General features: G+C 27.2%; 17 protein-coding genes. All 17 read left to right on the top strand.

Annotation, left to right across the window (positions count from 1 at the left end; translation table 11 throughout):
- Nucleotides 1–77: 77 nt before the first annotated feature.
- The 17 genes from HPY57_12880 to HPY57_12800 all read left to right on the top strand — a co-directional run bounded on the left by HPY57_12880 (nucleotide 78) and on the right by HPY57_12800 (nucleotide 17039).
- A complete protein-coding gene (locus tag HPY57_12880; protein NPV12673.1) occupies nucleotides 78–560 on the top strand; it encodes a hypothetical protein in 483 nt (160 codons plus the stop codon).
- Between the two features lie 272 nt (nucleotides 561–832).
- Entirely contained in the window at nucleotides 833–1126 is a 294-nt protein-coding gene (locus HPY57_12875) for a hypothetical protein (protein ID NPV12672.1), read from the top strand.
- A 6-nt stretch (nucleotides 1127–1132) separates the two neighbouring features.
- Nucleotides 1133–3022: a right-handed parallel beta-helix repeat-containing protein gene (locus HPY57_12870; GenBank protein ID NPV12671.1), complete on the top strand. Its 1890-nt coding sequence runs from the start codon at nucleotides 1133–1135 to the stop codon at nucleotides 3020–3022.
- Nucleotides 3023–3076: 54 nt separating this feature from the next.
- Entirely contained in the window at nucleotides 3077–3340 is a 264-nt protein-coding gene (locus HPY57_12865; GenBank protein ID NPV12670.1) for a hypothetical protein, read from the top strand.
- Nucleotides 3341–3342: 2 nt separating this feature from the next.
- Complete coding sequence (locus HPY57_12860) at nucleotides 3343–4995, top strand: hypothetical protein (GenBank protein NPV12669.1); 1653 nt, start codon at nucleotides 3343–3345, stop codon at nucleotides 4993–4995.
- Nucleotides 4962–5477, top strand: coding sequence for a hypothetical protein (locus HPY57_12855; protein NPV12668.1), 516 nt, complete (start codon nucleotides 4962–4964; stop codon nucleotides 5475–5477). The genes HPY57_12860 and HPY57_12855 overlap by 34 nt, the downstream gene beginning before the upstream one ends.
- 17 nt (nucleotides 5478–5494) lie before the next feature.
- Nucleotides 5495–5692 carry a hypothetical protein gene (locus tag HPY57_12850; GenBank protein ID NPV12667.1) on the top strand — a complete coding sequence of 66 codons (198 nt, stop codon included), beginning with the start codon at nucleotides 5495–5497 and terminating at the stop codon, nucleotides 5690–5692.
- Nucleotides 5693–5788: 96 nt separating this feature from the next.
- Nucleotides 5789–6199 carry a hypothetical protein gene (locus HPY57_12845; protein NPV12666.1) on the top strand — a complete coding sequence of 137 codons (411 nt, stop codon included), beginning with the start codon at nucleotides 5789–5791 and terminating at the stop codon, nucleotides 6197–6199.
- Entirely contained in the window at nucleotides 6183–6542 is a 360-nt protein-coding gene (locus HPY57_12840) for a hypothetical protein (GenBank protein ID NPV12665.1), read from the top strand. Before HPY57_12845 ends, HPY57_12840 begins: the two co-directional genes overlap by 17 nt.
- Entirely contained in the window at nucleotides 6539–6967 is a 429-nt protein-coding gene (locus HPY57_12835) for a peptidoglycan-binding protein (protein NPV12664.1), read from the top strand. The genes HPY57_12840 and HPY57_12835 overlap by 4 nt, the downstream gene beginning before the upstream one ends.
- Nucleotides 6955–7473 carry a hypothetical protein gene (locus HPY57_12830; GenBank protein NPV12663.1) on the top strand — a complete coding sequence of 173 codons (519 nt, stop codon included), beginning with the start codon at nucleotides 6955–6957 and terminating at the stop codon, nucleotides 7471–7473. The genes HPY57_12835 and HPY57_12830 overlap by 13 nt, the downstream gene beginning before the upstream one ends.
- Nucleotide 7474: 1 nt before the next feature.
- Nucleotides 7475–8224, top strand: a complete 750-nt coding sequence (locus HPY57_12825) for a hypothetical protein (protein NPV12662.1) — start codon at nucleotides 7475–7477, stop codon at nucleotides 8222–8224.
- A complete protein-coding gene (locus tag HPY57_12820) occupies nucleotides 8221–8784 on the top strand; it encodes a hypothetical protein (protein ID NPV12661.1) in 564 nt (187 codons plus the stop codon). The genes HPY57_12825 and HPY57_12820 overlap by 4 nt, the downstream gene beginning before the upstream one ends.
- Entirely contained in the window at nucleotides 8771–9499 is a 729-nt protein-coding gene (locus tag HPY57_12815) for a hypothetical protein (GenBank protein NPV12660.1), read from the top strand. The genes HPY57_12820 and HPY57_12815 overlap by 14 nt, the downstream gene beginning before the upstream one ends.
- A gap of 3 nt (nucleotides 9500–9502) precedes the next feature.
- Entirely contained in the window at nucleotides 9503–13522 is a 4020-nt protein-coding gene (locus HPY57_12810) for a hypothetical protein (protein ID NPV12659.1), read from the top strand.
- 62 nt (nucleotides 13523–13584) lie between these two features.
- Nucleotides 13585–15270 carry a hypothetical protein gene (locus HPY57_12805; GenBank protein NPV12658.1) on the top strand — a complete coding sequence of 562 codons (1686 nt, stop codon included), beginning with the start codon at nucleotides 13585–13587 and terminating at the stop codon, nucleotides 15268–15270.
- Nucleotides 15271–15281: 11 nt separating this feature from the next.
- Nucleotides 15282–17039, top strand: a complete 1758-nt coding sequence (locus tag HPY57_12800; protein NPV12657.1) for a hypothetical protein — start codon at nucleotides 15282–15284, stop codon at nucleotides 17037–17039.
- The last annotated feature ends 10 nt before the right edge of the window (nucleotides 17040–17049 follow it).

Below are 17049 nucleotides of genomic sequence, written 5' to 3'. Positions count from 1 at the left end.
GTTGCCATCATATCCATAATCAATTATATTGGAAAATTAATAAAACGCTTTAAAAAACGTAAAAATTAAACAAAAGTATGAAGAACAAAGACCTACTGATTCTTTTAGAATCCAAAAACAGTTTCTTAAAATTAAAAGGTTTTAAGTTTGTTAAAACCATGTATTTAAACTTTAAGCTTATTGAAGAACATCTCGAAATTGCAAAAACTTATTACAATTTATTGGAAAAGGTAAATAAGTTTTTTGAAGAAAAGAAAGAATTATTGTCTAAGTATGCTAAAAAAGATGAAAAAGGGGAACCTATCTATTCTAAACAAGAAGATAATTTGTTGAAGTATGAAATAGATAGTGAAGATGAAAACTTTAAAAACGAGATGTTAAAATTGGTAGACAAATATAAGGAAGATATGGAAGCTTTTGAGACTGTTATGAAAGAGTTTTCAACATTTATTGAACAAGACTGTGATATCAATTTCCATAAAATTAATGAAAAAGATGTTCCTCAAGATATTAGTTTAGAACAATTAAGTTTAATTGCAGATTGGATAAAGTTTGATTAGTATGTTAAAATTTATTGAAAAGTTAATAACTAATAATAATGGGATAAGCTCAAAAAGTTTTGGGCTTGTCCTTATTACTTTTATGTCTGTATTGTTACTTTCATTGGTGGTTATAATATTGATAATAGATTTATTTACAGATCTAAAAATAGAAACAGATTTGTATGGTATTACTACATTAATTATATCTATAAGTACTTTATTTCTATCTGCTGTCTATGGAAAAGTAAAAGGAGATTCATACGAACAATATAACTTAAAAAATAAAAATCATGATACCAGTAGAAGAATTTATAAAAAGCATAACTAAAATAACATATAACTTAGATAACTTAATTCTAAGTCCTGATGTTATTATAAAAAAAGAAAATTTTACATACTTGCTGTATTGTAAAAAGGGAACTATTTCTCTATTTGATCCTAATTGGATGATCATCAGATATGAGGAAACTGTAGGTAGTAATAATGAAAATATTACAATAAAGACATTTGCAGAAGGAGATATGGCTTTTAATAAGATAGGTAATTTATACGAAAGTTATAATTATAAATTTTTAATACCTTAAGTAAAAATGGCTACTAACGTCCCATTACTTACTGGAATAATAGAAAGCATTATACCACAAAATGGTGGTGGTACTTCTGGTGATGTAACAAAAGTGTATGTAGATACACAAGATCAATATATTTTACAACAAGCAAATACATATACTAATCAGCAATTATCTTTAAAAGAATTACCTACTATAAGTCCAGAATTAGAAAATAATATTTTAACTGTTGAATCACAAACTGCTAAATGGAAACCATTACCAAAATTAACTTCAACTATTTTTATTCCAGTAGTAGGTGATTTTGATACAGCTTTGAGAAATGCTATAAACAATGCTGTCCAAGGTGATGTATTAGATTTTACAGGATGGACTGATATACATTATATAGATTCAAGTCTTGGTACTGTAAATATAGATAAACCTTTAACCTTATTGTTTGGTAATATTACTATTAAGTTCAAAGCTAGAGGACGTACAAGCCATATATTTTATATAACATCAAATAATGTTAGTATTATTGGATATGGTAGATCATCGAATACTGATAATTTGAATGGCCCTACTAAATTTATAATGGAAATAGATACTGGATATACTAATGGTGGATATCATATTAAATCATTAGGAGCAAATCAGCTTAGATTTGAAGGATTTGATTTATTAGGAATAAGATCTGCATATAATCAAAATGAAGGTACTTTTACAGGTGCTGGGGGTATATTCTTAGAAAAAACAGATCCTGATTCTACATCATCTGGAAATAATATTAATAACCTTGTAATTAATAATGTTTATATTGAAGGTACAGTAGCACATGCTATCTATGTTGATACACCTATTATATCTCGTATCACTAATGTAAGAGTTTCTAAAGCTGGGAAACATGGAATATATATTAGAGGTGGTACATCAATAGTTATAGATGCTACATATGTATCTTCTGCACATCTTGCTGGATTTTGTTTACAGAATGTAGCTTATTCAAGTATATTAGCATCTGCAGCAGAATTTTCAGGTGTTGGATATTGGTTCAGGAGTTGTTCAGCAGTAACTCTATTTGGAAGTGGTGCTGAAAATTGTATTAATAAAGGTAGTGGAGATGCAATATTTGGCAGTGGATATAGTAACTCAAGAATAGTTAATAAAAATGGTACTATTATAGATGACTGCTCTGTTGATTATAGAGATATATTCAGAGGAACAAGTTATGTTATAAGTGGAGGTAGAAATATTTTGCTAAATGGTCCATATTCTATAAATGCAAGTTTAATAGGTGAAGCAGGAAGTACATCTTCTTTAGCAGCTCATTTTAGAATAATGGGTAATGCAAGATACATTCAGATATTATCTCCACGAACAGCAATGTCTTCTGAAAATACATTTGCTGGAAGATTTGATATTAGAATAGAAAATGTAGGAACTGATTATCCTTTAGATTGTACTATAGACTTTAATCCATATACAGATGGTTCTGTTGTTCCAGCAAGTGGTAAACCTTACGTAACAGAATATAATACAGCTGATGATGCATGCCCTGTTTATAATGTTGGTAAAAATACTTTAATTAGATGGGGAAATACAAAATGGAGCTTTAAAAGAGTATTTGACCAAACACAAGATTTGTTTATTGACTTTAGTAAATATGATGTTTTTATATCAAGTGGAAATGCACCTTTAAGAAATGTACATTTATTATACACACTACAAAATCCAATAAGAAATAAAACTGTTATTATTTTATTACCACCTTTAGGTAGTGCAACTCTGTCTTGGGCAAATACAGTACACATGTTAGGTGGAACACTTAGTACTACTTTACCCAATGCTATAAAAATACAATGTATAGACGATGTCAATGAAATATATTTTATAACATATTTTCAATTGACAATGGTATCACCTACTTAATTTGATACATTTTAACAAAATTTTTAGTACATTTGAAAACAAAAAAATTTAGCTATGAATACAAACGATTTCTATAAAATGTTTGTAAAGTTCATGGGATTTTCTGATACATCCCCTGATATAGTAGTAGAAGATGGTGATAACACTTATGTTATGTATGCTTTACCTGGAACTACTTCTATTAATAGCAATACCTATAAAATTATAAGATATAGAAAAAGCGACAACTGGACTTTTAAAGAATATGCTGAAGGAACAGATGCGTATGATAAAATTGCAGCTAACTATGCTAATTATAACTATAAATTTAAGGAATAGTTATGGGAACAGTATTTGATACTATACTTGGTAAACTAAGATCAGATGAATTATCTTCAAGTCTTAATAATAGATTAAGCACATTAGAAGATAAAGTAAATGCAGCTATAAATACAGATTATTCTGTTATTTGGCCACTTGAAGCAGAAAGTCCTGATGATGTTTGTAGATTATATATTACAGTTAGTAATACAACTACATTAACTATTAGTGATGGTAACTTTTATAGTGGATTTAACAAATCATCTCCTACTACTACTGTTACATTAAATACAGGTAGTACTGTAGTTTATTTTGGATTAGATTTAGGTAAAACTAGTGGATATATTCAGGTTTCAAGTAGAATGAATGTTATAAAAATTGGAGATGTAAATGAAGTAGGTATATTTCATTATGGTAGTGGCCCTAAGATAACTATCAATCTATCTGAGTTATCTCAATTAACCACATTAGTAAGTACAAGTAGATTTGTAACATTTGTTGGAACACCATCTAAAATAACTTATGGTTTAGTTTATAATGCTGTTTGGAACGATAGTTATGGAAAAGTACAATATAAACAAGCAAATGTCATAAATGTATTAAATCCTACAACTAATATTACAGATCCTTTATATTTAAATTTTAAAGGTACTATAAAAACAATAGGGTTAACATTTAATTATACCAAAGATAATATTCAATTCGATAACGTAACATCTACATTTATTGATAATGTTAATACAGAAATAAGTGTACGTGTTAGTAGTTTACAAAAAGTAGGAGTTATAATATTAGAAACAAACAATTCAACACAGTATTTAGATAAGATAAGTTATCCAACATTACAATCAACAAGAACTACTTCATCCACATATTTTCAATTCATTAACTTAAGTAATCAAACACAATCAATAAGTTTGATTAATAGTCTTTCTGCTAATTTTGATGTTGTAGAATGTTCAAATTTAAGTAGCACTTCCAAAGTATTTACACCAGGAGTAATAAAAGGTCATGATAATTGTACTTATTTAGCAGGTATTTATTGTGTATCTTCTGGTGATGGTAGTGGAATTGCAACTTTTCGTGTTACAACAAATTCAGCTATTACAATTACTGCTGAAGGTAATGTACGTTTTTGCAGTAGTGATGGAAGTAATGAAACAACAACCGCTAATTTAATAAGTGGTGCAAATACTCTATATTTTAAATGTATTTCCGGTGCTGGTTATATATATATACAGAAAAATGTTGTTACTCAATTAGGCACAACTTCGGCTTCTTTTGTAGATATACCGGAAAATTCGCCTAATGTATATGTAAATGTTGCCGAATTTAAAAATCTTACTACATTCAGAGAAAACTTTCCAGTTGGTTATATCTATGTATACGGAGATATGCCGAGTGGGGTAACTTATTGGTATTTAAGCGGCGATAATATATATTGGACATATAATGGGGCTCCACCGAGTGGGGTAACTTATTGGTATTTATTCGGCAATAATATATATTGGACATATATTGGGGCTCCACCGAGTGGGGTAACTACTTGGTCTTTAGCGGGCAATAATATATATTGGACATATATTGGGGCTCCACCTAGTGGGGTAACTACTTGGTTTTTATTCGGCAATAATATATATTGGACATCAACGGAGCACCTCCGAGTGGGGTAATTTATTGGTATTTAAGATGCGATAATATATATTGGACATACAACGGAGCACCTCCGAGTGGGGTAACTTATTGGTATTTAAGCGGCGATAATATATATTGGACATATAATGGGGCTCCACCGAGTGGGGTAACTACTTGGTTTTTATTCGGCAATAATATATATTGGACATATAATGGGTTGCTGCCAAATAATTTAACTTGTTTAACTTTAAACAGTAATGCAATTGATTATACATCTAATGATTTTTCTGGGAGTTCAAATTTTATTGCATTTAGTATGTACAATTGGAGGGTTTCAAAAATAACTGATGGTGAAATGATTACGATATTAAATAGTCTAAAAAACAGAGTAGGAAGCTTACCCTCAAGCATTACAATTGGTGATTATTTGAATTATGCCAACCCTCCGCAATCTGTAATTGATGCAGTGAATGCGTTAAAAGTTGCAAAAAATATTACAATTGTTACTTTAAGTGCATAACTAAAAACTGAATAGATATGAAAATAGTACTTTGTAACCATGCTTTAGTGCAAAACGGAGATAAATGGGATATTGTAACCAACTCATCTGTATTTACAGAAGATGATATTCAAGTTATAAATTTTGATACGAGAGAAGAATTAGATAATTTTGTAATTAATAATAATCTTCAAATAAACAACGACAATGAAATGGATCAAAACTTTCCTGGGTAAATATTCCTGGTTTGATGTTATTAGAACATCCTTAGGGATAGCTATTATTATTGTGATTATTTTAGCAATTCTTGGATACATATAAAATTAAGCATTATGGGAATAATAAATTTAGCTATACTTATAATATTTATATCTTTAGCTGGAATAGCTAGAGGTATTCGAGAAGTTATACAATTTAAATATAATGATTTTAAGGAAACGTTTCCTAATATCAACGATAATTGGTGGAATCCAAGAATAAGTTGGAAAAATAAATACAAAGACAATAATCCTTCTAAAGGGCCTAAATTCTTCCTATCTACAACATCGTTAGTATTTATAACAGATGCTTATCATTTCCTAGCAACATTAAGTCATTTTCTTATTGCTATTAGCATTAGTTATTTTGCATTTTGTTTGACAAATCATATTATCTACAGTACAACTGGTATAATATGGTGGATAGTTTATTCATTTTTAAATCATATAACAATAAACTCATTTGAGCATGAAGAATCTGATTAAATTTATAAAAGATTGGAATGAAATAATTACAATACCCATAGCTATTATACTATGGTTTACTCTGCCTTATATTATACGTTTGATTGATAATACAGCTGCCTTTTATGATGCTGGTGTACTTCAACAGATAGTATATGCTATTATAGCCGTACTTATATTTCATGGTTTAGCATGGATTTTATTAAAGATAACCTTTCCAAAGGTATACGATTATTTAGATAACACCTTAGAAAAAAAGTACGATAGTTATTACTTATCAGAATGGGAAAAAGTAAAATTCTCTTTATTTTTGTTTTCGCTTTATTTCATAGCATTTATCTTAGCGCTCAAAACTCTTGTATAATATATACTGCATCGCAATATATAGGAGTTAGAGAAGCCACTGGTAATAATGACGGTTATGAAGTAGAGATGTTTTTGGCCTCAGCTGGGCTTAGGGGACAATATCCGTGGTGTGGTGCTTTCGTTACGTTTGTACATAAGAAATGTGGATATGAAGTCCCCAATAGTCCAGCTTGGGCACCTTCTTGGTTTAAGAGTTCTAAAGTAATTTCTCCTGATAAAGTAGTAGGAGGAGAAGTTTTTGGTATCTATTATCAATCTAAGAAAAGGATAGCCCATGTAGGTATTTGTGAAAAGATAAAAAGTAATGTAGTTATAACTATAGAAGGGAATACAAATGAGATGGGTAGTAGAGAAGGTGATGGAGTTTATAAAAAAAGAAGACCAGTAAGAACAATAAATAAATTTGCAAGATGGTACGAGTAATATTGTATATAGTTATAATTTTAACATTAACGTCTTGTTATACAAGAAGAGAATGCTTAAAATTTTGTCCAGAAGTAAAACAAGAATCAACTATTATAGAGAAAATAAAAGATTCTATAATAGTAAGTTATAAAGATACTACTATTTATTTAAAATTACCTAAAGATACTTTATATAAGATAGATACAGTTTATATTGGTGAAAATTCAAAATTTAGTACAAAAGGAAAATCTATATTAACAAATGAATTTTGTGAAAGTGTTGCTTATGTAAAAAATAATAAACTTTATCACAATCTTTATTTTGTAGATACTACTTTAAAAATAAAATTAGATAATGCTATAAAAGAGGTGATCCATTGGAAAAACCTTTATTTATTAGAAAGAAAAAACAATATTGAAATAATAGAAAAGATTCCAGTATTGCATAAAATATTAAGTTTTATTGGATTGATTTGTATAAGTGCATTATTTGCTTTTACATTTTTTTATATAAAATATAAATAATATGTTAACTTTAAATTTTATGGTATATGATATCTTGAATAGTTTAAGAAGTCACTATTCAGATGATGAGCATATAGATATTAGAGATATTGCCTTTGCTATAAAAAATCAAAGGGCTTTATGGTTAAGAAACCAATTTAATAAAGGTGAGACTATTGATGATGAAGTAATACAAGATTTAGGTGCAGTAGAAGTAGAGTTAATAAACACATTAGATTTATATGCTAATTTAAATATACCATTGGAGAAAAAAATTTATAGGTCAAAACAAACAATTCCAGGTACTATAGAAAGACATAGGAAGCCTACTATAACATATGTAGGTTCTGTAAATCAAGTTACAAAAAAATTTAAATTAGTAGATCATTTAGAAGTACCATATGTTGGAAATGGTAGATTAAACAAAAATGAAATTTTTTGTTTTTTAATGAATGATAGGATGCATGTTATAGGTAATTCTAATAATTTGTATTGGAAAGGTTTAAAGTATATAAATATTCGTGGAGTATTTGAGGATCCAGAGTTAGTAGGTAAATTTAGAAAAGCTAATGGTGAACCTTCTTTTACATGGGACAGTAAATATCCATTAAAACATTGGATGTATACTTATATAAAAGAAATGGTAGTACATAACTATTTCAAGCTACCAAAAGTAGCAGATACTATTAATAATGCTAATGATGACTTAGCTATATTAGGTAATAATAAATCTACTCCACAAGTACAAACTAAAGAAGAGGAAGAAATATGAGATCCAAGAATATATTAAAAATAAGAAATTTTTATGAATTCTATTTAAATAATAGAAAAAGTACTACTCCTATAACTTATTCTAAATATATAAATGTTTTCAATAAGTTTATAGAGGAGATGACTTTGTTAATGATACAAAAAGGGATATCTTTTTATCTACCTCAGAGTTTAGGTTCTATATACATAACTAAAGTTAAACCAAGCAGATTTTTTATTGATAATGTATGGTCAAACTTAAATGTGTATCCTGTAGATTATAAAAGTACATTAGAGCTTTGGAAAAAGCTTTATCCAGGTGTAACAAAAAGATCTGATTATAAAAAGATAAAAAATAAGCCATTAGTAAGATTTGACAATAAATCTACTGATGGTTATGTTTTTAGATTTAATTGGGATACTGTTGGAAATATGATTAAGAATAAAAGTTTTTATAATTTTTCTGCTAGATACAAAGCAAAAAAATTATTACACGAATATTTAAAAAACCCATTAAATCCAAGAAATTTTAGAGAAAGAAGTCTTAAAATAAATAAAATTATAAAAAATGTGGAATGGTAAATACGTTAAATTAGATACAATAATAGAAAAGATTTTTAGAGACACTCCATTCGTAGAACAGTTAAGTTACTCTGATGCTCTTGAATGGACTTATGAAGCTATGTCTCTTATAAGAGCTACTATACCTTATTTAGATAAAGTTACAGATGGTAGCGATGATAATTACCCTCCAATATATGTAGATGATTATAGATGTGAATTACCTCCAGATTTATATGAATTAAAAGGAGTTAGGCTTCATGGTAGTAATTTATCTTTTAGAAAAACCACAGATGTTTTTCATATAAGTAAAAAATCAAAGTATGAACCAACTGAACTCACTTATACAGTAAACAATTCTTATCTATTTTTATCTGTTACAGATGTATTGATAGAAGTAGCTTATAAAGCATATCCAATAGATTGTGAAGGTAAACCTTTAATTCCAGACAATGATCGTTATATAAAAGCTGTACAATATTATATTATTGAAAGATTAGCTTTTAGAAGTTTATTAGAAGGAAAAATAGATCAATTAACATACGATTATTTATCAAGGTTATATTCATTTTATGCTGGAGGAGCGTTTGTATCTATGGTTATTCCTGATTATGCAACTGCTGAAGCTATAAAAAATATTACAACTAAACTAATATCAAAAGGAAATTATGGGGATTATAATTATAAGTATTTAGCAGATAAAACCATATATAGAGGTTATTTTACTAATCAATAATTTATGGAAAAAGTATTAAACTTTTACAAAGGTATAAATACAGATGTATCTCCTACTTTAAGGGATGATAATAGTTATAATAATGCATTAAATATTCGTGTAATTACTGAATCTTCTACTTCTGGTAGTATTGTAAATGACTATGGTAATAAATTATTATTTGAAATACCAGAAGTAGCTATTAGTTATGAAATAACTAATGTAAAAGCTAATGCAGGAATTTTATTCTCTAACTATGTATCTGCATATTCTGGTAGTGATCCTGATAAAGCTTTAGATACTTTATACAACAATATTATAAATAATTCCACTATAAAATCAATTATACAAAGTGGAAAGTTAAAAGTATATAAAATTTATGATTCTATAAGAATTATAAATTATGAAGATTTAGTAATTACAAATAGTTCTAACTGCAATATAGTTTATTTATACCCAACGAAGGCTACTCCTATAATAGTAGGAGCTATAGAGATATATAAAAGTTTAATATTATTAACAGCTCATCCTAATTACGATTTATATGGACAATTATGGAAACTAGATTTTGATAATAATAACAACATTATTGGATTAGTAAATAATAAATTAGTTACCACTACACACCTAATATACGTAGGTAGATTAAATTTTAAAAGAAATGTACCAATAACAGAATATACAACTAAATATTGGAATCCCAAATTTGGTAAAATTTACTTTATAGCCGATAAATTTAGACACATAAACGTATTTGATTCAGATCTTTTTGGATTAGAAGAAGATTTAACTGAATTATCTCCAAATGTTAATTTGTATGATATAGAGTTTGTACGTATTATAAATGATGGTCAATTAAAAAATGGTAAGGTACAGTATGCTTATCAATTATATAGCTATGGTAATGCTGAAACATTATTATCAAAACCAACACCACTTATAAATATAACAAGTAGTTCTATTAATGGATTTATAGGTAATTTTAAAGGTGGAGATTTTGATAAAGTAAGTAATAAAGGTGTAGAGTTAAAGATTAGTAAAATAGATAAAAAGTTTACACACATTAAGATTTATAGAGTTAGTTATGAATTAAAAGATGTACCAGATATTCATTTAGTACAAGATGCTCCAATTTATACATACGATAATTTTTATTTCATTGACTATGGTAATGTATCATTAGGTACTATGACTCCAGAAGAATTTGTATCTTATGGAGGGTCTTTATTTGAGCCAAAAACATTAACTACTAAAGATAATTCTTTAATTGTAGGTAATATAAAAGATGAATTATTTGATGTAGATGAATATTTAGGAGAATACTATGATGCAAGAGCTTATAGATTTATAAGTGGTACTAATAATTTCATTATTAATGAAAATGAATTACATACTATAAACACAGATTCAGATTTTGATACTATAAGCTATGATAATGATTGTATTGTAACAGATGGTATATATTATGATTATCAATGTAAATATAAAAAGAATAGTAATTTATTTGGAGGTACTGGAAAAAATATTTCTTTTGAAATAAAGACTAAAGAAATTTTAATAGATTCTTCTGCTAATGAAGCCACATATTATCATGTAATACAAAATACAAAACCTAACAATACAATAGATTATTCTACATATGCTTCTTCCTATGAATCAGCATATAATGTAGGATATATGTGGGGTGAGTATTATAGATTTGGTATTGAATTTATAAATAAAAAAGGTAAAAGAAGTTTTGTAAAGTGGATAGCTGATGTAAAATTTCCAGATGTGTATGAGTTACCAATGATAATAAATAGTAAAAAATATTTATTTAAATATGATTCTCAATATAATATAGTTAAAGCTTTAATACCTTATATCACTTTTGAAGTAAAAGTTCCAGAACAATTAAAAGGATTTTCTTATAGAATAGTTAGAGTTCAAAGAAAAGATATAGATAAAAGTGTTAAAGCTTTTGGAGTAGTTTCACAATTAGTAAAAGTTACAGATTCTGATTATGATGTAGTTAAAAATAAATATACAGAAACTACTAATATAAATGCATCACTACCAAATTTTGTTACTAGTGAAACTACATTACCATCTGCATATTATAATAATAAAAAGTATTTAAAGTTTAGATCCCCAGAAATATGTTTTAAAGATGTAACTATTAATAATACTGATAGAGTAATATTAATTGGTAAACTATCATATTTTAACAAAAATTTAGTTGGATATATAGATAATGATTCTGTTTATTATCCAGTGAATAATCTATCTTTATCTGGTTGGGCAATTATAAACACAAATCATAAAAAAGTAGTTGAATTAGAAGTCTCCAATACTAATTATTACAATAAAGAAATAGAAGATGTTTATATATCTAAAGACACTACTATAGATACCTTTTATTTACAAAATGATACTACAGGATTTTCTAATAAATCTTATATGTATCCTGATACGTATAAATACTCCTATACTAAATCTGGTATTGGTGCTTTTTTTAGTTTAAAAGATAATCACACTTTGAGTTTTGATTACAAGTATGCTTATGTATACAAAAACAAAGATTATTCAAGATATGGTGGTGTAACTTATGAAGCAAAGACATTAAATATATATCATCCATGTAGTGAAACCATATTTATAGATAGTACTGTTACCAATATAAATTCATTACAAGGAGATACTTTTGTTCAAATGTTTGATTATCATGATGGGTATACTATTAGTGGTAATGGAGAAGAATATAATTTATCTGGGTATACTAGATATCATAGTAATAGTTTAATTTTTCCAGTTTATACTAGTATAAATACAGAGCTTCGTGGAGATAATTGTTTTACAAAAACAGACAATAAACAGCATATATGGAAATTACAAAATACTCCAGATGAAGGTAAAGCTTTGTTTAATAACACTGATGAATATAATGCTGGTGAATATCCATCTGGATTTAAAAAAGCTTATACATATAATAATGTTTATCACCAAGAAAATACTTTAATAAAAGGATTTAGTAAACCTTTAATATATGTTGAAAACATTGAACATATTACAAAAATATTAGCCAGTGAAAAATCATATAGTGGAGAAATTGTAGACAATTGGCTTAAATTTCTACCTAATAATTTTATAGAATTATCTACTATATATGGAGATTTAAATAAACTTATTTTATTAAATAATAAAGTATTAGCTTTTCAAGATAAAGCTATAGCAATTGTTGATTATAATGAAAAACAATTATTAAAAGGAGAAGTATCAGAGTTATATTTAGGGATGTCTGATAAATTTTTAGGATATGATTACATAAGTACAATTTCTGGATGTATTCATAAAAGTTCTATTGTATTATTAGATAATACTATTTATTGGTATGATGGTGTAAATAAAACTGTAAATACTTTTGGTTTACAAGGAGGATTAAGAATATTGTCTGATAGCTTAAACGTTAGAAGTTATTTTAAAAACTTTCCTAATGATAAAAGCCAACAAGTGCATGCTTATTACTCATCTAAAGAAAATAGAATTTATTTTACCTATTATATATTTAATATCTCATTTAATACATTATTAAACGCTTTTGAATCAACACATTCATTTACTCCATTTTTATATATAAATTCAAATAAATTAGATTTAGCTACAGTTGGAAGTTATAACAGTAATAAAGTGTATGTAAGATCTAATGGTAAATTTACTGAATATTATGGTATTAAATATCCGTTTAGTGTAGAAGTAATTGAAGGGAGTGCTGATCTAAAGAGGGTATATACTAATATTGAATTTAATATAAATTCTAATAATAATGCTATTCCATATAGCATTGTTTTAAGTAATTCTCAGATAAGCAGTAAGAATGTAATCTTAACAGATTCTAATTTTATTAGAAGGTTTAGAACATATAGGTTTATAATACCTAGATTAGATACTGTGAGTAGACAAAGATTTGTAGATTATTATTTAAAAGCTAACATAATATTTCAAAATAAAGAAGAATTAGTAAGATTAGACCCTATAAAAATAATTTATAGTGTTCCTATGGTTTAATTTAATAAAATTTGTATCTATCTATATAAGATTTATTTAATAAAATTAAAATATATTTGCATATGGCTTATTATGAAGAAAATGACATGAATGTTAAAGGAGGTAAATCAAACCTCCTTAATATTATTGGTACTATAGCTAGTATTGGCAGTTCTATTGCAATGCCTGCATTAGGTAATGTATTAGGTAATGTAGTATCTAATGGGATAGAATCAGCTAAATCTGCTATAAATAATACTTCAAATGCAAGAGAAAAAAAAGCAGGGGGTGGTATGTTTAAAGAATATAATAAAGGTGGTACTCATGAAGAGAACCCTTATGGTGGGATTCCAGTAGATTATTTGGGAAATACTAATATAGTAGATCCTGTAGCTAGTGTAGAGCAAGGAGAAACTTCATTTATCTTTAATAAAAGAGGATATGTATTCTCAGATAGAATATTAATCCCAAATAAAAAAAGAACTTTTGCTGAAGAATCTAAAAGAATAGTAAATAAATATAAAGTTAGATTAGGTAAGGATTTAGATAAAAATGATCCTATAGCTAAAAAAAGTTTAACTTTAGAATTAAAGGCTTTATATCAGTTGCAGGAAGAACTTAAGTCAAATATAGCTAAAGATAAAATAACTGAATTCGTTGAAAAAGCTAAGGAACAAGCTCAACTAGAGCAACAGCAGCAACAACAAATGCAACAACAGCAAATGCAGCAACAGCAAAATATGCAGGATCAAAATATGCAGGAGCAACCAAGTAATCCTGAGGAACCTACTCAAGAACAACCAACAGCATCTGATGAAGGTGCTGTAGCTCCACAAGAGCAACCTCAAGATGTAAATCAATTATTACAAATGCAGCAAAATCCTCCAATAGAAAAAGCTGCTATGGGAGCTGCACTTTTAAAAAAAAAGGTAGATAAATTACCTAAATATTATACTGGAAATCCTCCAACTGATACTAAAGAAGAATCAACTGAAACACCTTCTTCTAAAGGAGAAACAGCTGGAAAATCTTCTTATAAAGATTATTTAGATACTTTAAGTAAAGAAGCATATTTAGGATATGGTATTCAAGGACTAACATCCTTAATTCCATATGTTTTAAATAAAAAAGAAAATGTAAAATATGATAGAGTAACTCCTAAATATGAAGACTATTCTGTTGAAAGAAAATTACTAGAAAATCAAACAAATATAGCAAAAGCACAAGCTATAAAATCTGGTCAAATGGTAGCTAATAATCCAAGTGCTATGTTAAATTATATGGCTGGAGTTACTACATCATTACAAAATGATTTAGGATCTAAAACAGCTCAATCTTTTCAAAATGAAATAAACAGAAATGCTTCTATTTATAATACTGCTAACACTCAGAATGCTGAGATACAAATTAAAGAAGCAGAAGCTAATGCAATGGAAAGAGATGCTATGCGTAGTATAAGAGATAAAGCATTGTCAGATCTAGGAAAAGCTGGATTAAAAGCTTCTACTGTAAAAACCGATTTATCACAACAATTTAATGCTTTAATTAATCAAGCATTAGTAAGTGGCTATCAATTAAATTGGGATAAAGAAGGTAATATTACATGGGAAAATTTAAGGAAGCTTAGTTTTAATCCAGAAGAAAATACTGTAAGTACTACTGATAATCAAACTAATACTTCCAGTAATGAATCTGACAATCCTAAAAAAAGATTTGGAGGAAAATTAAAAAAATCCTTTAAATTAAAAAAATCTAAAAAATCACGTTAAATCATTCAACTATGGGTAGATATTATAAAGCTCCAGAGAATGAGATAGTAGATATAACTCCTAAGATACCTGTAGAATTTTTCTCAAACTTAATAAACAAAGCAGCTGAAAACAGAGATAAAAGTTATCAATCAGCTGCTATGTATGTAGATGATTTAACTGGTCAAGAATATAGAGATAAAGAAACTAGAGATAAAGTAATTAATAGAGCTAAAGAAGAATTAAATAAATCTTTAGATTTAACATTTCCAGATTTAGCTAATATAGCAAATGCTATGGTAAATGCTAATAGATATGTTAATAAATGGAAATTATTAAATAAAAAACATGTAGAAGGAGTTAAAGAAGAAGAGAATTTAAAAAGACAATGGGGAGCTTATTATAGAGGAAATTCTGTAGCTGATAAAAAATTAATGAAAGATAATGGAGAATTTGTAGCTCCTGAAGAATTAGATCTAATAGCTGCTAATGCAGATACTTACTTTAAATTATTACAAGAACAATATAAAGAACAATTAAATAGAATTAGAGAAAAAAGTTTGGGATTAACACCAGTAGAAGGTGGTAAATTTTATAAATATGGTACTAAGACTTTAAAAGGTTTAACTCTAGAAGAAGCTCAAGCAGAAGCAGATAAAATGGCTAATGAAGGATTTTCAACATTACTAAGTCCAGCTGATCCTTATGTAAGAGCTGTAGCAGCTTCTCTTGGTATAACTAATCCTACAAAAGAAGATTTAAAACAAGGGCCATTATATAATTATTTACATAAAGAATTATCTCAATGGACTACAACAAATCTTGTACGTGGAGAAGAACTTAGAGAAAATTATTTAGCTAATCCAGGATGGTCTAGTGGATCAGGCCTTACAATTATACCTAAGGATGCTTTATTATCTACTAGGGAACATAAACCATACGGTAAAGAAGATATAGCTGGATTAGATAAAAATACTGCTGGAAAATATAATACAATATATAACTTAGTAGAAAATTGGATTAATAATACTGATAAAGATGCTGGTAAAAAATTAATGGCTTATCCTGAATTTAAAAAATTGTATTCACAATACATGTATCTTGATAAAAATAAAAGACCTGTATTAGATATTGATGGATTAAAACAAGCAGCAAAAGAAACTTTTGATGCAGCTCTTGGTAAATTTTCTACACAAGTAGATTTTAAAGATAAAGAAGCTAGCACTGGTATGGTTAATATGGTATTAAATAATAATAATTTACCTAGATTAATTGGATTTAATATAAATGGAATTTCTAGTAATGTTACAAGTAAGTTAAATGCATCCAATATAAAAGGAGTATCTATTTCTACTAATGGTAATTTATTGATTACATATGATAAAAAAAATAGCACTGGTTCAGAGCTTTCAGATGTAATAGAAATAAATGCTTTTGATGAATATGGTAATCCAACTGGTGCTTATGATAATGAAACATTACCTCTAGCAAAAATGTTATATAAAATACATACAGAAAAGTATAAAGTAGCAGATAAAAAAGATCCTACTTTAATAGGAACTGTTAGTAATATACCATACATTGATAAGGATAATAACGTTTATAAGGATATACTACTTAATGCAAAATATTCTATTTATTCAGATAGAGGTAGATATTTTGGTTTAGTAGAATATGTAGATGGAGATGGTAATGTAGTAAATTCATATTCTAAACCTTTGGAACAAGTACAACATGATTTAATATTAGGTATAGGTGAAATTTCAAAAGCTCATAATTTAAATAAATGATAATTTAATT

This window comes from Ignavibacteria bacterium, assembly GCA_013177855.1.
In the GTDB taxonomy this organism is placed as follows: domain Bacteria; phylum Bacteroidota; class Ignavibacteria; order Ch128b; family Ch128b; genus Ch128b.
This window is presented reverse-complemented; position numbering and strand designations above follow the sequence as displayed.